Below are 18,926 nucleotides of genomic sequence, written 5' to 3' on the forward strand. Positions count from 1 at the left end.
CGGAGGGCGGGGGTCCGGGCGGTTGTCCGGACCCCCTCCGCGTCACGACAGCGCGGCCGCCACCGAGGCCGCCAGGGCGGTCGCCGCCGCGGGATCCAGCGGCTTGCCCTCGGGGGTGGTCACGTACAGCGTGTCCACCGCGTTGGCGCCCAGCGTGGAGACATGGGCGCTGCGCACCCTGACGCCCGCCGACTCCAGGGCCCGGCCGATCCGGTGCAGCAGGCCGACGGCGTCGGGCGCCCGCACCTCCAGCACGGTGGCCAGCGAGGAGACGTCGGGGACGACCGTGACCCGGGGCGGTGGCGGGACGACCCCGCGCCGGCGGGGGTAGGCCGCCTCGCGGTCGGCCAGCTTCGCCGGGACGTCCAGCGAGCCGTCCAGGGCGCGCACCAGGTCGGTGCGCAGCCGGGCGGCCTCGGGCAGTGCCCCGTACTCGGCCGCGACCCGCCACCGCAGCACCAGGACCTCGCCGAGGCGGTCCGGGAGCTCCACGGAGCGCAGGTCCGCGGCCCGTACGGTGAGCCGGTGCAGGGCCAGCACCCCGGCCGCGGCGGGGAGGACCCCCGGCTGGTCGGGTACCGCCACCACGAGTTCCACGCCGACCGCGTCCTCCTCCTGGCGGGCGTGCAGCGCCAGCACCGGCTCGCGGGTGCGCAGGGCTTCGACCGCCAGGCGTTCCTGCTCGGCGCCGGGGATCTCCGGTTCCCGCTCGGCGGGGGCCGCGCCGCGCAGCACGGCGGCGACGCGCGCGACGAGGTCCGCCACGAGCGAGCCGCGCCAGGCGCTCCACGCGGCCGGCCCGGTGGCCAGGGCGTCCGCCCCGGTCAGGGCGTGCAGTATCTCCAGCGTGCCCACCGACCCGACGGCCTCGGCGACCGAGCGGACGGTGGCCGGGTCGTCCAGGTCGCGCCGGGTCGCGGTGTCGATCAGCAGCAGGTGGTGCCGTACGAGCGTGCCCAGCACGGCGATGTCCGGGGCGTCGAAGCCCACGCGGGCGGCGACGTCGCGGGCGATGGTCTCCCCGGCCACCGAGTGGTCGCCGGGCCAGCCCTTGCCGATGTCGTGCAGGAGCGCGGCCATCAGCAGCAGGTCGGGGCGGCCCACCCGGCGGGTGAGGGCCGCGGCCCGTACGGCCGTCTCGATCAGGTGCCGGTCCACCGTCCAGGTGTGGACGGGGTTGCGCTGCGGGCGGCAGCGCACCCGCTCCCAGTCGGGGAGCAGCCGGGTGATGAGCCCTTCCGCCTCCATGGCCTCCCAGACGGCCACGGTCGGCTCCCCCGCGCCCAGGAGCGTGAGCAGCTGTTCCCGGGCCTCGGCCGGCCAGGGCACCGGCAGCGCCTTCCCCTGCTGCGCGAGCCGGCGTACGGCGTGCGGGGACACGGGCAGCCCTGCCTGCGCGGCGGCCGCGGCCATCCGCAGGGCCAGTACGGCGTCGCGGTCCGGGCGGGCGGCCAGCGCCAGGACCGCCTCCCCGTCGGACTCGACGACGCCTTCGGCGAGGGGGGCCCGGGCGGCGGCGGGGGCGCCGCGGCCGCCCAGCAGCCCGCGCAGCCGCGGCCGGGCGGCACGGGCCCGCAGGACCCGTCCGACTTCCCGCCAGGTCACGTCGCCGGCGTACGCGACCACGCGCGCGGCCTCGTAGACCTCGCGCAGCAGGGCGTCGGCGTCGAGCAGTCCGAGCTGGGCGGCGACCTGGTCCTGTTCCTGGAGCGAGAGCCGGTCGGTGGCCCGGCCGGTGACCAGGTGCAGGGCGTCCCGCGCGTCCAGGAGCCGCCGCCGGGCCTCGGCGAGGCCCTCGCGCGGGGCGTCCGCCAGCCAGGAGGCGGCGACCGCCCGCAGTGCGGTGGCGTCCCGGAGGCCGCCGCGGGCCTCCTTGAGGTCGGGTTCGAGCAGGAAGCGGAGTTCCCCGGCCCGCTCGGCCCGCTCGCGGCACAGGGAGTGCAGCTCCGGGAGCCGTTTCGGCGCCTGGTTGCGCCAGTCGGCCAGTACGGAGGTCCGCAGGCCGGCGAGGAGTCCGGCGTCGCCCGCGACCGTCCGGGCGTCCAGCAGGCCCAGGTGGGCCTTCAGGTCCTCGGAGGCCGTCCGGCGGGCCTCGCCGGGGGTGCGTACGGAGTGGTCGAGGGCGATGCCGAGGTCCCAGACCGGGTACCAGAGGCGGTCGGCCAGCGCGCCGAGCGCCCGGGGCTCGGCCCTGCCGTCGTGCAGCAGCAGGAGGTCGAGGTCGCTGCGGGGGGAGAGCTCGGCCCTGCCGTAGCCGCCGACGGCCACGAGGGTGGCACCGCGGACGCCCGTCTCCCGTGCGGCGGTGGTGAACAGGGCGTTCAGCCATTCGTCGGTCAGGCCGGCCAGGGCGGAACGCCGCGAGGGCCCGGACCGCGACTCCTCCTGGAGGAGCCGCAGCCGGGCCGCGGCGTATCCGCCGGCTCCCGAGTCGGCCGTGTGGTCGGTGGTGTCTTCGACGCTCGTCACCCGGGAGCTCCCGTCGGTCAGGACCTGTTCAGTCGATCAGGCCGGGCTCGCGTGCCCTGGCGCGCACGCTCGCCGCGTTGTCGTCGGACCGGACAGGCCCTACAGCGCGTCCGCGCCGCGCTCGCCGGTGCGGACCCGGACGACAGAGTCCACGGGGACGCTCCACACCTTGCCGTCGCCGATCTTGCCGGTGGACGCCGCGCTGACGACGACCCGGATGAGCTCTTCGGCGTCGGAGTCCTCGACCAGCACCTCGATGCGGATCTTGGGGACGAGGTCGACCTGGTACTCGGCGCCCCGGTAGACCTCGGTGTGGCCGCGCTGGCGGCCGTAGCCGCTGGCCTCGCTGACCGTGAGGCCCTGCACTCCGAAGGCCTGGAGTGCTTCCTTGATCTCGTCCAGCTTGTGCGGCTTGACGATCGCGGTGATCAGCTTCATGCGTCAACCTTCTTGCTCGCGGCGGAGGGGGTGGGGGCGGCGGTGCTCCGCGCGGCGGCTCCGCCACCGGCTCCGCTGAAGTCGTATGCGGTCTCGGCGTGTTCGATCTGGTCGATGCCGGCGACCTCGTCGTCCTCGGAGACCCGCATCCCGATGGTCTTGTCGAGGAGGAAGGCGAGCACCGCGGATGCCACCAGAGAGTAGGCGAGGACCGAGAAGACTCCGACGGCCTGCTTGCCGAGCTGCTCCAGGCCGCCGCCGTAGAAGAGGCCGGCGACGTCGGACTGGACCCCGCCGGTGGCGAAGAGGCCGACGAGCAGGGAGCCGGCGACACCGCCGACGAGGTGGACGCCGACGACGTCGAGGGAGTCGTCGTAGCCGAACCTGTACTTGAGGCCCACCGCCATGGCGCACAGCACACCGGCGATCGCGCCGACGGCGATCGCGCCGAGCGGGCTGACGGCGCCGCCCGCGGGGGTGATGGCGACGAGGCCGGCGACCGCGCCGGAGGCGGCGCCGAGGGTGGTGAAGGAGCCGTGGCGCAGCTTCTCGTAGGCGAGCCAGGCCAGCATGGCGGCTGCGGTGGCGACCTGGGTGTTGACGAACATGACCGCGCCGACGCCGTCGTCGTTGCCGAGCCAGGAGCCCGCGTTGAATCCGAACCAGCCGAACCAGAGGAGACCGGCGCCCAGCATCACGAGGGGGAGGCTGTGCGGGCGCATCGGGTCCTTCTTGAAGCCGACGCGCTTGCCGATGACCAGGATCACGCCGAGGGCTGCGGCGCCCGCGTTGATGTGGACGGCGGTGCCGCCGGCGAAGTCGATGACGCCCATCTCGAAGAGCCAGCCGCCGGCGCCCCACACCCAGTGGGCGACGGGGAAGTAGACGACGGTGACCCAGAGCGCGGTGAAGAGGATCCAGGCGCTGAACTTCACGCGGTCGGCGAGGGCGCCGCTGATCAGTGCCGGGGTGATGACGGCGAACATCAGCTGGAAGACGGCGAAGACGTAGACCGGGATGGTGTAGCCGTCCCAGAGCTCGGTGATGCCGATACCGCTGAGGCCCACGTAGTCGGAGTTCCAGCCGATGAGGGAGCCGGAGTCGGTGCCGAAGGCGAGGCTGAAGCCGTAGAGGACCCAGAGGATCGTGACGATCCCGAGGCTGATGAAGCTCATCATCAGCATGTTGAGGCTGCTCTTGACGCGGACCATGCCTCCGTAGAAGAAGGCGAGTCCCGGGGTCATCAGCATGACCAGGGCGGAGCAGATGAGCATGAACCCGGTGTTCGCGGCAGACAGCGTCGGGGCGTCTGCAGCGAGGGTCGTGATGGCTGATGCCATCGGCGTCTCCTCGTCGTCGGTACGTTCGCGTGCGGGCGATCGTGAAAACCTGAGCGGCGGCAGAAGGAACTGGCCGGTTATTGGCCATGAGATTCGCGCAGGCCGGTTTCCGGCGGCGCCGCCCGATGTTTCGCGGCCGTGACGAAGAGGTCCGTGCTGTTACGCAGCGATGAACAGGGCAACCCTCACGGGGGCGACCACGACGGCGGGCGACGCCCTCCGCGGGAGCGGCGCCGGTTCGGGCGCAAAGGGGTGACCGGCCGCGGCAGTGACCCGGACGTCCTGGCTGGGGGAGCCTGATCGGGCTTCACGGGGTGACTGCCGCGGCCGGAGCCTGGGGGTGGCCGCCGGGGCCGTCAGACGGCCTCCGCGGCTTCGGGGAGCCGTGAGGCGAGGTGGTCGGTGAGCCGGACCACCTCGGCGACGTCGCCGTATTCACGGGCGGCGCTGTCGACGGTCTTGCGCAGGCGCGTGTTCACCCGTTCGGAGCGCACCTTTCCCGCCACGTCGAGGGCCCGGTCGACGAGGGTGGCGGCCTGCTCGGGCTCGCGCTGGAGCAGGTGGACGGTGGCCATGCCGATGAGGTTGAGGGCGTAGGAGCGCTGGTGCTCCTGGTCCTTCTCGAAGAGCTCGACGGCCCGTTCCATGACGGGCTCGGCGAGGGAGGCGTACATGGGGCTGCGCCCGGCGACGTAGGCCAGGTCCCGGTACGAGTGGGAGTTCTCGCCGTTCAGCTCGGCCTCGGAGAAGAAGCGGATCCAGTCGGGTTCCGGCTCGCCCGCGAAGCCGACGTCGCCGAAGGTGTCCTCGGCCATCCGCACGGCCCGCTTGCAGCGGCTGGGCTGGCCCATGTTGGCGTAGGCACGGGCCTCCATCGCATACAGCATGGCCTGGGTGCGCGGGCCGGCGCAGTCGCGGCTGCCGTACTGCGCGAGGTGGATGAGTTCGAGTGCGTCCTCGGGCCGGCCCAGGTGGATCATCTGCCGGCTCATCCCGGAGAGGATGTACGAGCCGAGCGGCTTGTCCCCGGCCTCCTTGGCGGCGTGCAGCCCGAGGACGAAGTACTTCTGCGCGGTGGGGTGCAGGCCGATGTCGTAGCTCATCCAGCCGGCCAGCTCGGCCAGCTCCGCGGCGACCTTGAAGAGCCGTTTCATGACCGGGGCGGGGTGGTTCTCCTGGAGCAGGTCGGTGACCTCGTGGAGCTGCCCCACGACGGCCTTGCGGCGCAGGCCGCCGCCGCACTGGGCGTCCCACTGGCGGAACATGACGGTGGTGGCGTCGAGGAGGTCGAGCTCCGGTTCGGAGAGCCGGGGCGGGCGGTGGCCGCCGAGGGCCCCCGTCGGCCCCGCTCCGCGCGGTCCCGGGTCGGCGGCCGGGGCCGGGACGAGCCAGCGCTGCATGGGCTCGATGAGGGCGGGGCCGGCGGAGAGCGCGAGGGAGGTCCCGAGGAAGCCGCGGCGGGCCAGCATCAGGTCGCTGCGGGAGAACTCGCCGAGCAGTTCGACGGTCTGCGGGCCGGCCCAGGGCAGGTCGACCCCGGAGACGGAGGGGGTCTGGTGGGCGGTGCGCAGGCCCAGCTGTTCGATGGCGACGACGGAGCCGAAGCGCTCGGAGAACAGCTCGGACAGGATGCGCGGAACGGGCTCGCGGGGCTGTTCGCCGTCCAGCCAGCGGCGCACCCGGGAGGTGTCCGTGCTGATGTGGTGGGCGCCCATCTGCCGGGCCCTGCGGTTGACCTGCCGGGCGAGCTCGCCCTTCGACCAGCCGCTGCGGACGAACCACGACGTCAGCTGGTCGTTGCGCGCAGCAGCATCGTCCATCGTTCCGCTTGCGCCATTGCCGCTCACTGGAACGCCCCCATCCGCTCAGCCTCTTCCTTACGAAACCCTGGCCGGGACGCCGAGCGTCACCACGGACCTTCACAGGTCCTTCACGCATTGCCTCCGGCATACCCACGCACGGGCCCGCCTCAGGGTTCGTGTACCGAAAGTAATCCTACGATCACCCCTGCGGCGAGGTCGTTTCCAGAAACGCCACCATTCGCCACCCCTTCGAATGAACTCGCCACCGGCCAGGCGCGATTCACTTGACACGAAGGTGAAACGGACCGGTTGGACTGGAGTGCGCTCGGGGCGCGCGCGGCGAGGAGTGCGCCGGGCGGGCGGCCCCGGCCACTCCCCCTGCGGCTTCGCGGACGTCCGCGAAGCCGCAGGCGGCGGGCTCCGCCGGCGTCCTCACCACAGGCGTCGTAACCACCGGCGCGTCCGACCCGTTGGAGGGGGCATGGGCATGGGCATGGGCTTCACGATCGGCGGCAGCCGCGGCACCAAGGAGTTCCGTTCCGGTACCCGGCGCCGCGGCCGGACCTCGGAGTGCACGACGGTGGCGGAGTACACCGGGTTGTGGGGCTGGGACGTGGTCCCCGGGGCGCGCGCCGCGGCGCCCTCCCGCGACTGCTCCTGCGGGGACGGCCGGTGCACCGCGCCCGGAGCGCACCCCCTGGCCTTCGCACCCACGGTCCCGGCCGGCGCCACCCTGGACGAGGTCACCGAGGCCTGGGGGGACTACCCCGGCGCCGCGGTCCTCCTCCCGGTGGGCCGCGCCTTCGACGTCATCGAGGTCTCCGAGGAGGCCGGGCGGCGCGCGCTGGTGCGGCTGGAGCGGATGGGCCTGCCGCTCGGCCCGGTCATCGTCACCGCGGACGGCCGGGCGCAGTTCTTCGTCGCCCCCGGCGCGGCGGCGGAGCTGCCGCAGCTGCTGTACCGGATGGGCTGGGACGATGCCGACCTGGACCTGCGCGCCCTGGGCCCGGGGGCCTTCGTGACGGCCCCGCCCTCCGACCGGGCCGGGCTCGGCCAGGTCTGCTGGCTGCGCCCGCCCGCCCTCGACTCGGCCGGGGGCCCGCCGCAGGCGCGGCTGCTGCTGGGGACCCTGGCGTACATCTGCCACCGGTTCCGCCGCTGAGGGGCCCGTACGCACCGGTGCCCCCGCGTTCCTCACGGAAGGCGGGGGCACCGGTATGTACGCGGGAGCCGTGCTCAGTCGCCGATCAGGGCGTCCACGAAGGCCTCGGGCTCGAACGGCGCCAGGTCGTCCGCGCCCTCGCCGAGACCGACGAGCTTGACCGGGACGCCCAGCTCGCGCTGGACGGCGACGACGATGCCGCCCTTGGCCGTGCCGTCGAGCTTGGTCAGCACGATGCCGGTGATGTCCACGACCTCGGCGAAGACACGTGCCTGGGTCAGGCCGTTCTGCCCGGTGGTGGCGTCCAGGACCAGCAGGATCTCGTCCAGCGGTCCGTGCTTCTCGACGACGCGCTTGACCTTGCCGAGCTCGTCCATGAGGCCGGTCTTGGTGTGCAGCCGGCCGGCCGTGTCGATGAGCACGACGTCGGCGCCCTCGGCGATGCCCTCCTTGACCGCGTCGTAGGCGATCGAGGCCGGGTCGCCGCCCTCGGGGCCGCGCACGGTACGGGCGCCGACGCGGTCGCCCCAGGTCTGCAGCTGGTCCGCGGCGGCGGCGCGGAAGGTGTCGGCCGCGCCGAGCACCACGCTGCGGCCGTCGGCGACGAGCACCCGGGCCAGCTTGCCGGTGGTGGTGGTCTTGCCGGTGCCGTTGACGCCGACGACCATGATCACGCCGGGGGTGTCCTCGCCGCTCTCCGTCTTCACGGCGCGGTCGAAGTCGGTGCCGACCAGGGTCAGCAGCTCCTCCTTGAGCAGGGCGCGCAGGTCCGCCGGGGTGCGGGTGCCGAGGACCTTGACCCGCGAGCGGAGCCGCTCGACGAGCTCCTGGGTGGGCACGACGCCGACGTCGGCGATGAGGAGGGTCTCCTCGATCTCCTCCCAGGTGTCCTCGTCGAGGTGCTCGCGCGAGAGCAGCGTGAGCAGTCCCTTGCCGAGGGAGTTCTGCGACCGGGCGAGGCGGGCGCGCAGCCGGACCAGGCGGCCGGCGGTGGGCTCGGGCACCTCGATCTCGGGCGCTGCCGGGGCCTCCGGCTCGGCTGCCGGCGCCTCGACGGGAGCCTCGGCCTCCGGGAGTCCGACCTCCTCGATCGTGCGGCGCGGCTCTTCCGCCGTCTCTACGGCGTCCTCCCCCACCTGCGGCTCGGCAGGCGGGGCAGTGATGGTCGGCGTGCTCGGCGGTGCCGGGGGCGGCAGCTGCTTCTTCTTGCGGCTGCTGACCACGAGCCCGCTGATCGCGCCGACCGCGACCAGGGCGATGACTACAGCAAGGATGAGGATGTCCATAACCCCACCAGTATCGGCCACGGCCACCTGGGAGCCGGGAACCCGGGCGTTCGGACCCGGACGTAAGCCTCTGTTTGTTGTTTTAGCGGCACATCTACGATGATGGGCGACTTCCTCTCACACCTCCCAGGGAGCAGACGCATGCCTGCCGAGCCCGCCGACGGCGGAAACGAAACCGCGATAGAGACCCGCGGCCTGGAGCCCGTCCCTGACGGCGAGCGCGGCGGCCGGGTCCGCGAACTGGTCCCCACCTGGGTCGCCGCCAACATCAGCGTGCTGCTGCTGACCATGGGCGCGGGCCTGGTGATCTTCAACAGGCTCAACATCTGGCAGGTGCTCGTCGTCGCCGTGGCCGCGCCGGTCGTGTCGTACGGGCTCGTCGGCCTGATATCGATCGCGGGCAAGCGGGGCGGGGCTCCCGGCATGGCCCTCTCGCGGGCCGTCTTCGGGCAGCGCGGCAACCTCTTCCCCGGCGCCCTCATCTGGGTGGCCCGCTGGGGCTGGGAGACCATCAACGCGGTCAGCGGCGCCTACGCCGTGCTGACCGTGCTGGACCTGCTCTTCGGGATCAAGAGCAACACCACCCTCATCGTGGTCACCCTGCTGTTCTTCGTGGGCTGCACCTTCGTGGTCTCGGGCCTCGGCATCAGCGCCCTGCGGGTGTGCTCGAAGTGGTCCACGTACCTCTTCGGCGCGTTCAGCGTGCTCGTCCTGGGCTACCTGCTCTTCACCACGGACTGGTCGGCCGTCTTCGGCAAGCCGGCCGGCTCCACCGCGATGATGGTCGCGGGCATCGGCACCATCGCGGCCGGCGGCATCAGCTGGGTGCCCTCGGGCCCCGACTTCACCCGCTACCTGCCGCGCACCGCCTCCTCCAAGGGCATGGTGGGCGCGACGATCGGAGGCGCCGGCATCGTCGTGCTCCCGATGGTCGTGATGGGCGCGGTCATGGCCGTCGGCACCCCGGACCTGGCCACCGCCCAGGACCCGGTGTCCTTCATCGGCGAACTGCTGCCCACCTGGATCGCGGTGCCCTACCTGCTGATCGCGCTCGTCGGCATGCTGCTGATCAACTCGATGTCCATGTACTCCGCCGGCTTCACCGCGCAGACCCTCGGCATCAAGGTCCCGCGCGCCTGGGCGGTCAGCGTCAACGCGGTCATCAGCCTGGTCTTCGGCTTCCTCCTGATGGTGGTCGCGACCAGCTTCTTCGGCTCCTTCATCTCCTTCCTGACCCTGCTGGCCGTGGCCTTCTCGGCGTGGATCGGCGTCTTCGGCGTGGACATGCTGCGCCGCACGGGCTACGACGGGCCCGCGCTGCTGGACACCACGCGGACCAGCGCCTACTGGTACAAGGGCGGCTTCGCCTGGCAGGCCATGACGGCCTGGGCGGTCGCCCTGGTGGTGGGGCTGCTGTTCACCAAGGTGGACTGGTTCAGCGGGCCGCTCGCCACCACCTGGATCGGGCAGAACGGCCTCGGCTGGGTGGCCGGCATCGTGACCTCCGGCGTGCTGTACGCCGCACTGCCCCGCACGCCGGCCGCCGGTCCGGCCCCCGCGCCGGAGCAGGAGCCCGAGCTCGCCGAATCCCTGTCCAACTGACGTCACGTCAGCTAACGTCCCCCTTCGCCAGCCCACCCCATCCGGCGAAGGGGGACTTCTCCATGCCCATCACCGTGGCCCGGTTCAATCTCGTCGACCCGAACGGCACCCCCGAGTCCCTCTCCGCCCGCTACAAGGCGGCACTGGAGATGGCCCGCTACGCGGACGACCGCGGGATCGACACCGTCCAGACCGAGGAGCACCACGGCACGGACAACAACTGGCTGCCCTCCCCCTTCGCCTTCGCGGGCGCGGTCTTCGGCGCGACCCGCCGGATCGCCGTCACCGTCTCGGCGATCATCGGCCCGCTGTACGACCCGCTGAAGGTCGCCGAGGACATCGCCGTCCTCGACCTGCTGAGCGGCGGGCGGCTGGTCACCGTCGCGGGCATCGGCTACCGGCCCGAGGAGTACGAGCAGCACGGCGTGGAGTGGGGCCGGCGCGGCCGGCTCCAGGACGAGCTGCTGGAGACGCTGCTGAAGGCGTGGACCGGCGAGCCCTTCGAGTTCCGCGGCCGCACGGTACGGGTCACCCCGGCGCCCTTCACCCGGCCGCACCCGCTGCTGCTGGTGGGCGGCAGCTCGGAGGCGGCCGCACGGCGCGCGGCCCGGCTCGGGCTGCCCTTCTTCCCCAGCGCGCACCTGCCGGAGCTGGAGGCGTACTACACGGCGCGGCTGGCGGAGTACGGCACGGAGGGCTTCTGCATGATGCCGGCGGCCGAGACCCCGCTGCTGCACATCGCCGAGGACCCGGACCGGGTGTGGGCCGAGTACGGCGAGCACTTCCTGCACGAGGCGGGCATGTACGCGTCCTGGCAGTCCAAGGACATCCGCAGCGCCGTACGGTCGTCCGCGCGCTCGGTGGCGGAGCTGCGCGCGGAGGGCGTCTACCGGGTCCTGACCCCGGACGAGGCGGTCGCGTACGGCCGGGGCGCGGGCGAGGCGGGGAACCTGGTGCTGCACCCGCTGTGCGGCGGGATGCCGCTGGACGAGGGCTGGCGCAGCCTGCACCTGCTGTGCGAACAGGTACTGCCCCGGCTCAAGGGCTGAGCCGGGGCAGTACCGAGGAGAAGGGGTGGTGGCGGGGATGGTTACCCCATCTCCTCCAGCGCCTTGCCCTTGGTCTCCGGCACCCACTTGAGGACGAACGGGATCGAGAGCAGTGCGAAGACGGTGTAGATCACGTACGCACCGGACAGGCTCCAGTCCGCGAGGGACGGGAACGAGACGGTGATGACCCAGTTGGCGATCCACTGGGCCGAGGCGGCGACGCCGAGCGCCGCGGCACGGATGCGGTTGGGGAACATCTCGCCGAGCAGCACCCAGACCACCACGCCCCAGGACAGGGCGAAGAAGAGGACGAAGGCGTGCGCGGCGACCAGGGCCACCGTGGCCTGTGCGTCGGGCATGGTGATGTCGTCGCCGGTGCCGGACGTGAAGGAGAACGCCCACGCGCACAGGCCGAGCGAGACGGCCATGCCCGCCGAGCCGATGAGGGCGAGCGGCTTGCGGCCGATCCGGTCGACGAAGATCATCGCGATCACGGTGCCGATGATGTTGATGATCGACGTGGTGAAGGAGTAGAGGAACGAGCTGCTCGGGTCGATGCCGACGGACTGCCACAGCGAGGAGCTGTAGTAGAAGATCACGTTGATGCCGACGAGCTGCTGGAAGACCGAGAGGCCGATGCCGATCCAGACGATGGGCAGGAAGGCGAAGCGGCTGCCGAGCAGGTCCTTGAAGGTGGACTTGTGCTCGGAGTGCATCGCATGCTCGATCTCGCGGACGCGCCCGTCCAGGTCGATCTTGGAGCCCTCGACCTCGGCCAGCACCTTCTTCGCCTCGTCGGTACGGCCGACGGAGACCAGGAAGCGCGGGGACTCCGGGATGACGAAGGACAGCAGCCCGTAGAGCACGGCCGGGACGACCATGACGCCCAGCATCCACTGCCAGGCCTCCAGGCCGCCGAGCTCACCGCGCTGGTCGCCGTCGGCGAGGTTGAGGATGCCCCAGTTGACGAGCTGGGAGACGGCGATGCCGATGACGATGGCGGCCTGCTGGAAGGAGGCGAGCCGGCCGCGGTACGCGGGCGGGGAGACCTCGGCGATGTAGGCGGGGCCGATGACCGAGGCCATGCCGATGCCGAAGCCGCCGATCACGCGCCACATGGCGAGGTCCCAGAGGGCGAACGGCAGGGCCGAACCGATGGCGCTGGCGGTGAAGAGGACGGCCGCGATCTGCATGCAGCGGATTCGGCCGATCCGGTCGGCGAGCCGCCCCGCGGTGGCGGCGCCGATGGCGCAGCCGATCAGCGCGGCGGCGATCACCTGGGCGAGCGCCTCCGAGCCGACGTCGAAGCGCTCGCGGATCGCGACGACGGCGCCGTTGATGACGGAGCTGTCGTACCCGAAGAGGAAGCCGCCCATGGCAGCGGCCGCGGTGATGAAGATGACGTGGCCGAGGTGGTCGGGGTGGGGCGAGGATCCGCCGCCGGACGCCGGGGTCTGCGCAGTGCTGCTGGTCAAGGTGTGCTCCGTGGGGGTTTCGTCCGTCCTTACAGTGGCGCACAGTTCAAGATCGGGCACCACCCGAAGGCGGGGGACAGCGGAGCGAGCCTATGCGTTCAGTTTCTGAAGTCAATACCCGGGATGAACTTCTCGTGAAGCCTAGAGCGGTCCCCATGAATTCACTTCTTGAACTAAAAGCTTGTCAGCGCAGCCGCTGGCTGATGACCTTGGAGACCCCGTCGCCCTGCATGGAGACGCCGTAGAGCGCGTCCGCGACCTCCATCGTCCGCTTCTGGTGGGTGATCACGATCAGCTGTGAACTCTCCTGGAGTTCCTCCATGATCCGGATCAGCCGCTGCAGGTTGGTGTCGTCGAGCGCGGCCTCGACCTCGTCCATCACGTAGAACGGGCTGGGGCGCGCCTTGAAGATCGACACCAGTAGTGCCACGGCCGTCAGGGAGCGCTCGCCGCCGGAGAGCAGCGACAGGCGCTTGACCTTCTTCCCCGGGGGGCGGGCCTCCACGTCCACCCCGGTGGTCAGCATGTTGTCCGGGTCGGTCAGGACCAACCTGCCCTCGCCGCCCGGGAACAAGCGCGAGAACACCCCCTCGAATTCTCGGGCCGTGTCCCGGTAGGCCTCGGTGAACACCTGCTCGACGCGCTCGTCGACCTCCTTCACCACTTGAAGGAGATCAGCCCTGGTCTTACGGAGGTCCTCCAGCTGCTCGCTGAGGAACTTGTGGCGCTCTTCCAGCGCCGCGAACTCCTCCAGGGCCAGCGGATTGACCTTGCCCAGCTGCTGGTACGCCCGTTCGGCCGCCTTGAGCCGCTTCTCCTGCTGCGCCCGGACGAAGGGGCCCGGCCGGTTGCGGGGATGCTCGGGGTCCTGCGGGAGCTCCTCGCCGTCGGCCGGCGGGGACGGGGGCACTGGCTGGTCCGGGCCGTACTCGGCGACCAGCGCGCGGGGCTCCATGCCGAACTCCTCCAGCGCCTTGGCCTCCAGGGCCTCGATGCGCAGCCGCTGCTCGGCGCCGAGCACCTCGCCGCGGTGGACGGAGTCGGTGAGCTTGTCGAGCTCGCCCTTCAGGTCGCGGCCGATGTTGCGCGCGTCCGTGAGCTCGCGCTCGCGCAGCCCCTTGGCCCGCTCGGCCAAGGCGCGCTCCTCGTCGGCCCTGCGGAGGGAGACCTCCACATGGGCGAGGAGCTGGCGGGCCCCGTCGGCCACCGCGCGGGCCACGTCCGCCTCGTGGCGCCGGCGCGCGCGGCGGCGTTCGGCGCGGGTCCGGGCCTCGCGCTCCGCCCGGGCTGCCCGGTCGAGGGAATCGGCCCGTCCGGCCAGCCCCTTGACCCGCTCCTCGTGGGTGCGCAGCTGGAGCCGGGCCTCCATCTCGGTCTGGCGGGCGTTGGCCCCGTCGGCCGCGAGCCGGTCCCGGCGGGAGCTGTCCGGCTCCTCCTCCACCGGCATCTCTTCGGCGACGGCGAGCCGCTCCGCACACTCTTCGACCTCGGCGAGCGCCTGTTCCAGGGCGTCCTGGGCCTTGTCCGCGGCGGCGGCGCCGCGCTCGGCCTCACCGGCGGCGCCCTTGGCCTGCCCGGCGAGCCGTCCGAGCTGCTGGGCGACGCCGGCCCGGGCCTGCTCCGCGGCGCGCCGCCGCTCGGCGAGCTCTTCGACCAGGGCGGCCGCGTCCTGCCGCCGGGACTGCGCGGCGGCCTGCGCGCCGGCGAGCTCCTCGCACCGCACGCCCAACCGGGTCAGCTCCGCCGCGGCCTCGTCGACAGCGGCCTGCACCTCGATCAGGCTGGGCGCCCCGGCGGATCCGCCCTGTGCGAGGTACGCACCGAGGACGTCCCCCTCGATGGTCACGGCCACGGCGTCGGGACGCTGCTCGACGAGCGCCTCGGCCTCGTCGAGCGTGCCGACGACGACGTGGTCGCGCAGCACCCACGCCAACGCCAGCCGCACCTCCTCGTCCCCGAACACCAGCTCCACCACGGGCACGGGCCGGACGGCTGCGCCCGGAGCGGGGTGTGGCCCGTCGCCCCCGGCCGGTACGGACACCCGCTCGCCGCCGCCGCCGACGGCGGCCGCCGCAGCGGTATCGGGGCCGGCCACCCGGCCCGGTGCTGTCCGTCCGCCATCCGGCGCGGGCGCAAGTGCGGGAACGGTCTCGGTCCCGAGCCCCTGGCCCGGCAGCGCGGCCGGTGTACCCGCGTCCGGGGAGGACGCAGGCCCCGCCGCCCGGCCCGGCGGGGCTGCCGAACCGTCCGCACCGGGGAGGCTCCCGACGACCGGACCCGCCGGCCCGGGCGCAGCACCCTGCCCCGGCAGCGCAACCGGCCCGCCCGCGTCCGCGGTGTGCCCCTCGGGCTCCGCAATGCGGCCCGGCCGGACCGGAGCGGCCCCGGGTCCGGCACCCTGACTCGGCAGGGGCGCCGGAAGGCCCGCGCCCCCGCCCGGGAGGGCGGCCGGCGGGGTGATCAGGAGCGTGGCGCGGCCCGCGTCCGCGTCGCGCAGGTGGCGGATCGCCCCGGCCGCCGCCGACGGGGAGGCCACCGCCAGCGCGTCCGCCGCCGAGCCGAGTGCGGCGGCCACGGCGGCTTCGTACCCGGGGGTCACCGACAGCCGCTCCGCCGCCGGCCCGAGCACCCCGGCCAGCCGCTCGCGGGCCGCGAGCAGCGCCCCCGTACCATCCTTGCGGCGCAGCCCCAGCGCCAGCGCGTCCCGGCGGGCCGACACCGCCGCCCGCGAGCGCTCCGCCGTCGCCAGTGCCTCCCGGGCGGCGCCGAGCGCGGCCTCGGCCTCCTTCAGCTCCGCCCGCGCGGCCTCGTGGTCCGTCTCCGCCGACGGGTCGTCGAGCCCGCCGACCTCCTCCGCCAGCGCCTCGTACTCCGCCTGCGCGGCCTCGGCCCGGCTCTGCGCCTCGTCCCGCGCCAGGGCGAGCCGGTCGATCTCGGCCTGAGCCGCCCCGGCCCGGGAGCGGGCCGCGCCGAGCCGCCCGGTCAGCCGGGCCAGGCCCTCTCGCCGGTCCGCGATCGCCCGCGCGGCGTCCCGCAGCCGGCGTTCCTCCTCGGCCAGCTCACGCTCCAGCTCCGCGCGGTGCCCGGTGGTGTCCTCCAGGGCCCGCGAGGCCGCCTCCAGGGCGGCCGTCAGCTCCGCCTCCTGCTCGCGGATCCGCTCGGCCTCCCGCTCCATGTCCTCGGGGTCGCGTCCTCTGCGCTCCTCCTCGACGGGCGCCGTGGCGCTCTTGACCCGTGCGTCCGCCAGGGACGCGGTGCCCCGTACGCGTTCGGCGAGCTGCGACAGCTCGTACCAGGTCTGCTGGGCCCGGCGGAGCCTCGGGGCGAGTTCCCGGACCGCCTCCTCCAGCTCGGCCTCGCTCCGCAGCGCTCCCGCGAGCCGGGCCTCGGCGGCCTCCTTGCGCTCCTTGAGGGCGGCCTCGTCCGCGATCTCCGCGTCGAGCGCGCGCCGCAGGGCGACCAGGTCGTCGGCGAGCAGGCGCAGCCGCGCGTCGCGCAGGTCGGCCTGGATCACGGCGGCCCGCCGGGCGACGGCCGCCTGGCGCCCCAGGGGCTTGAGCTGTCTGCGCAGCTCGTCGCCGAGGTCCTGTACGCGGGCGAGGTTGGCCTGCATCGCGTCGAGCTTCCGCAGCGCCTTCTCCTTGCGCTTGCGGTGCTTCAGTACGCCGGCCGCCTCCTCGATGAAGGCGCGGCGGCCCATGGGGTCGGCGTGCAGGACGGAGTCCAGCTGGCCCTGCCCGACGATGACGTGCATCTCGCGGCCGATGCCGGAGTCGGAGAGCAGCTCCTGGATGTCGAGGAGGCGGCAGGTGTCACCGTTGATCTGGTACTCGCTGCTGCCGCCGCGGAACATGATCCGGGTGATGGTGACTTCGGCGTAGTCGATGGGCAGCGCGCCGTCGGAGTTGTCGATCGTCAGGGAGACCTCGGCGCGCCCGAGCGGCGGACGGCCGGTGGTCCCGGCGAAGATGACGTCCTCCATCTTCCCGCCGCGCAGGGACTTGGCCCCTTGTTCGCCCATGACCCAGGACAGCGCGTCGACGACGTTGGACTTGCCCGAGCCGTTCGGACCCACGACGCAGGTGATGCCGGGTTCGAAGCGCAGGGTGGTGGCGGAGGCGAAGGATTTGAAGCCACGCAGGGTCAGGGACTTGAGGTGCACGCCGCCGGACTCTACCTTTCACGTTCGGTTTCACCCATGAAGGTGCAGGGCACGATCGACGTCAAAGGCATCAGGACCCCCACCTGGCCCTGTGGTCCCTGATGCGAGTCCAAAGAAAGAAGGGACGCCGGAGCGTCCCTTGCAGATCATGCGGGGCTGGATTCGAGCGACGAGTGAGCGCGGATCAGGTGAGCGCAGGCTCCGCCTGGGGTACGTCGATGTCGATGCTGTCCAGCAGCGAGTCTCCGTCGTGCTGAGCGGCGGCCGCGTTCAGCGCGTCATTTTCGGACTGAATCCGTACGAGCTCGGACTCGAGGTCCTGGACGCGCTGCTGAAGCCGTCGCATCTCGGCGAGGAGTCGCGGGTCGGAACCGCCGACGTAACCGAGAAGCGCCTTTGCCATGATGGATGGTCCTCCACACTGAGTGACCGACCGAAGCGGTGTGGGTCGTGAGGGAATCGCACCCGCGGATGTCCGACAGCGACTGTCAGTCACTGCGCTTACTACTGCCAACACTGCCAAACAGCTCAGGTGCGCGGGGCTTCCAGCGTCTCACCAAAAAGTTTGACGGTCAACACGATCACGCCCCGTATCGGCGGGCACCCCGGCCCGCGCAAGGGGCGTGGAGATCATCCTCACCTCCGAGCCTTCCACGGATCGACCGCGGCGGCAACGCGTCGGCGACGAATGCCCAGTTCCGACCGGGTCCGGGCGATCGGAGATGTGATGAGTGCATGATCAGTCGATCGCTCACCGCATCCCGAAACCGTCGTAGCCACCGCGCGGTGTGCCCCAGATCTCTGTCACCCCGTCCACCCGGCCGGGCGTGTCGGAGGACCGCAACCAGTCCAGAAGCCGGTGGCAATTCTCACGTTGACCTTCGGCGACCACCTGTACCCGCCCGTCGTCGAGGTTGAGTGCGAAGCCGACCACCCCGCCGATCTCCAGCGCGTTCTCCCTGGTGAACCAGCGGAAGCCCACTCCCTGTACACGGCCGCGCACCCAGGCGGTCAGACGGACCTCTTCATTCATGGGCGAACGCTATCCGGGTGCGAACTTTCCGGTCACATCGCCCCCAGGGCCCCATGGCGTACAGTCGCGCACCAATGAACTCACCCATTTGGGTGGGTAAGGGACGATCTTGATCCGGCCAGGAAGGCACGACACCGATGGGACGCCACGGACTCCACGCCGCGCCGCGCCGCGGCGGCAAGCGCGGCACCGCCCTGCGCACCGGCCTGCTGGGGGTCTCGGTGGCCGTCGCCCTGGGCGCCGCGGCCGTCACGACCGGCGTGGTGCCGGTCGGCGCCTCGTTCCCCTATGTGGGCGTCAGCGCCACGGACACCACAGTGAAGACCGGGGCGGCCAAGGCCACGCCCGACTCCGCCTCCGATTCCGTGATCGACCGGCAGGGCGGCCTCGCGAGCCTGTCGGGCCGCGGCTCGGCGACGAGCAGCGCACCCGCCCCCTCGGCAACCAAGCCGGCCCCGCCCACCAAGCCGACCCCGCCCTCCCCGTCGGGCTCCCCCTCGGCGCCGGCTCCGTCGGCCCCCTCCGGGTCCGCGCCGCCGAAGACCTCCCCCAGCACCACGCCGCCGAGCACCGCGCGCCGGGCCCCGGCCGCGCCCGTACCGGCCGCACCGGTCCCCTCCACCGAGGCTCCGAAGAAGACGCAGGCTCCGGCGCCCTCCACGCCGGCCCCGACCCCCACCCCCAGCGCCACCGCCACCGCGACCCGGCCGAGCCTCGACTCCCACTCGGCGGAGGAGGCGGCCGTGGTCACCCTGGTGAACCAGGAGCGCGCCCAGGCGGGCTGCGGCCCGGTCCGCGCCAACCCGCCGCTGGCGGCGCTGGCCGGCGCCTTCAGCAAGGACATGGCCGCCCGCGGCTTCTTCGGCCACGCCGACCCCGAGGGCAACACCCCCTGGGACCGCGCCGCGAAGGCCGGCCTCTCGGGCCTCGGCGGCGAGAACATCGCCCGCGGCCAGGGCGACGCGGCGTCCGTCATGAGCGCCTGGATGAACAACCCGGGCCACAAGGCGAACATCCTCAACTGCGAGTTCCGCACCCTGGGCGTCGGCGCCCACTTCGCCGCCGGCGGCCCCTGGTGGACCCAGGACTTCGGCTTCTGACGGCAGGG

The 18,926-nt window shown here is 72.8% G+C and carries 13 protein-coding genes; 4 read left to right on the forward strand and 9 right to left on the reverse strand.

Annotation, left to right across the window (positions count from 1 at the left end):
• Positions 1-42: 42 nt before the first annotated feature.
• From E6U81_RS21955 to E6U81_RS21970, 4 genes are all read right to left on the reverse strand, one after another.
• Positions 43-2,469: a [protein-PII] uridylyltransferase gene (locus E6U81_RS21955; protein ID WP_136231809.1), complete on the reverse strand. Its 2,427-nt coding sequence runs from the start codon at positions 2,467-2,469 to the stop codon at positions 43-45.
• Positions 2,470-2,568: 99 nt separating this feature from the next.
• On the reverse strand, positions 2,569-2,907 hold the full coding sequence (locus E6U81_RS21960) for a P-II family nitrogen regulator (RefSeq protein ID WP_030844530.1): 339 nt from the start codon (positions 2,905-2,907) through the stop codon (positions 2,569-2,571).
• Positions 2,904-4,247, reverse strand: a complete 1,344-nt coding sequence (locus tag E6U81_RS21965) for an ammonium transporter (protein WP_136231810.1) — start codon at positions 4,245-4,247, stop codon at positions 2,904-2,906. The genes E6U81_RS21960 and E6U81_RS21965 overlap by 4 nt, the downstream gene beginning before the upstream one ends.
• A 356-nt stretch (positions 4,248-4,603) precedes the next feature.
• On the reverse strand, positions 4,604-6,067 hold the full coding sequence (locus tag E6U81_RS21970) for a hypothetical protein (protein WP_136231811.1): 1,464 nt from the start codon (positions 6,065-6,067) through the stop codon (positions 4,604-4,606).
• Positions 6,068-6,542: 475 nt separating this feature from the next.
• On the opposite strand from E6U81_RS21970, the gene E6U81_RS21975 reads away from it, so the two are divergent.
• The gene (locus tag E6U81_RS21975) at positions 6,543-7,211 is read left to right on the forward strand and encodes a bifunctional DNA primase/polymerase (RefSeq protein ID WP_136231873.1); all 669 of its coding nucleotides are present in this window, start codon (positions 6,543-6,545) and stop codon (positions 7,209-7,211) included.
• A 74-nt stretch (positions 7,212-7,285) separates the two neighbouring features.
• Here E6U81_RS21975 and ftsY read toward each other — a convergent pair whose 3' ends face one another.
• The gene (ftsY, locus tag E6U81_RS21980) at positions 7,286-8,497 is read right to left on the reverse strand and encodes a signal recognition particle-docking protein FtsY (protein WP_136231812.1); all 1,212 of its coding nucleotides are present in this window, start codon (positions 8,495-8,497) and stop codon (positions 7,286-7,288) included.
• Positions 8,498-8,638: 141 nt separating this feature from the next.
• Here ftsY and E6U81_RS21985 point away from each other — a divergent pair, with 141 nt between their 5' ends.
• Both E6U81_RS21985 and E6U81_RS21990 read left to right on the forward strand, forming a co-directional pair.
• Positions 8,639-10,099 (forward strand): cytosine permease, encoded by a 1,461-nt coding sequence (locus E6U81_RS21985; RefSeq protein ID WP_136231813.1) that lies wholly within the window; start codon positions 8,639-8,641, stop codon positions 10,097-10,099.
• Between the two features lie 62 nt (positions 10,100-10,161).
• The gene (locus tag E6U81_RS21990) at positions 10,162-11,148 is read left to right on the forward strand and encodes an LLM class flavin-dependent oxidoreductase (RefSeq protein ID WP_136231814.1); all 987 of its coding nucleotides are present in this window, start codon (positions 10,162-10,164) and stop codon (positions 11,146-11,148) included.
• Between the two features lie 41 nt (positions 11,149-11,189).
• Here the strand turns inward: E6U81_RS21990 and E6U81_RS21995 are convergent, their stop codons facing one another.
• From E6U81_RS21995 to E6U81_RS22010, 4 genes are all read right to left on the reverse strand, one after another.
• Positions 11,190-12,623, reverse strand: a complete 1,434-nt coding sequence (locus E6U81_RS21995; RefSeq protein ID WP_136231815.1) for a sugar porter family MFS transporter — start codon at positions 12,621-12,623, stop codon at positions 11,190-11,192.
• 184 nt (positions 12,624-12,807) lie between these two features.
• Positions 12,808-16,785: an AAA family ATPase gene (locus E6U81_RS22000; protein ID WP_136231816.1), complete on the reverse strand. Its 3,978-nt coding sequence runs from the start codon at positions 16,783-16,785 to the stop codon at positions 12,808-12,810.
• Positions 16,786-16,969: 184 nt separating this feature from the next.
• The gene (locus E6U81_RS22005; protein WP_030032603.1) at positions 16,970-17,188 is read right to left on the reverse strand and encodes a hypothetical protein; all 219 of its coding nucleotides are present in this window, start codon (positions 17,186-17,188) and stop codon (positions 16,970-16,972) included.
• A gap of 348 nt (positions 17,189-17,536) precedes the next feature.
• The gene (locus tag E6U81_RS22010; RefSeq protein ID WP_078909436.1) at positions 17,537-17,818 is read right to left on the reverse strand and encodes an acylphosphatase; all 282 of its coding nucleotides are present in this window, start codon (positions 17,816-17,818) and stop codon (positions 17,537-17,539) included.
• A 137-nt stretch (positions 17,819-17,955) separates the two neighbouring features.
• Here E6U81_RS22010 and E6U81_RS22015 point away from each other — a divergent pair, with 137 nt between their 5' ends.
• Positions 17,956-18,918 carry a CAP domain-containing protein gene (locus tag E6U81_RS22015; RefSeq protein ID WP_136231817.1) on the forward strand — a complete coding sequence of 321 codons (963 nt, stop codon included), beginning with the start codon at positions 17,956-17,958 and terminating at the stop codon, positions 18,916-18,918.
• Positions 18,919-18,926 lie beyond the last annotated feature (8 nt).

This window comes from Streptomyces sp. A0592 (genome assembly GCF_004795115.1).
Lineage (GTDB): Bacteria > Actinomycetota > Actinomycetes > Streptomycetales > Streptomycetaceae > Streptomyces > Streptomyces erythrochromogenes.

Bases quoted from the DNA above. Each gene is read 5' to 3' on its own strand.
- E6U81_RS21960 (WP_030844530.1), bottom strand. From the start codon at position 2,907: ATGAAGCTGATCACCGCGATCGTCAAGCCGCACAAGCTGGACGAGATC.
- E6U81_RS21965 (WP_136231810.1), bottom strand. From the start codon at position 4,247: ATGGCATCAGCCATCACGACCCTCGCTGCAGACGCCCCGACGCTGTCT.
- E6U81_RS21970 (WP_136231811.1), bottom strand. From the start codon at position 6,067: ATGGACGATGCTGCTGCGCGCAACGACCAGCTGACGTCGTGGTTCGTC.
- E6U81_RS21975 (WP_136231873.1), top strand. From the start codon at position 6,543: ATGGGCTTCACGATCGGCGGCAGCCGCGGCACCAAGGAGTTCCGTTCC.
- ftsY (WP_136231812.1), bottom strand. From the start codon at position 8,497: ATGGACATCCTCATCCTTGCTGTAGTCATCGCCCTGGTCGCGGTCGGC.
- E6U81_RS21985 (WP_136231813.1), top strand. From the start codon at position 8,639: ATGCCTGCCGAGCCCGCCGACGGCGGAAACGAAACCGCGATAGAGACC.
- E6U81_RS21990 (WP_136231814.1), top strand. From the start codon at position 10,162: ATGCCCATCACCGTGGCCCGGTTCAATCTCGTCGACCCGAACGGCACC.
- E6U81_RS22005 (WP_030032603.1), bottom strand. From the start codon at position 17,188: ATGGCAAAGGCGCTTCTCGGTTACGTCGGCGGTTCCGACCCGCGACTC.
- E6U81_RS22010 (WP_078909436.1), bottom strand. From the start codon at position 17,818: ATGAATGAAGAGGTCCGTCTGACCGCCTGGGTGCGCGGCCGTGTACAG.
- E6U81_RS22015 (WP_136231817.1), top strand. From the start codon at position 17,956: ATGGGACGCCACGGACTCCACGCCGCGCCGCGCCGCGGCGGCAAGCGC.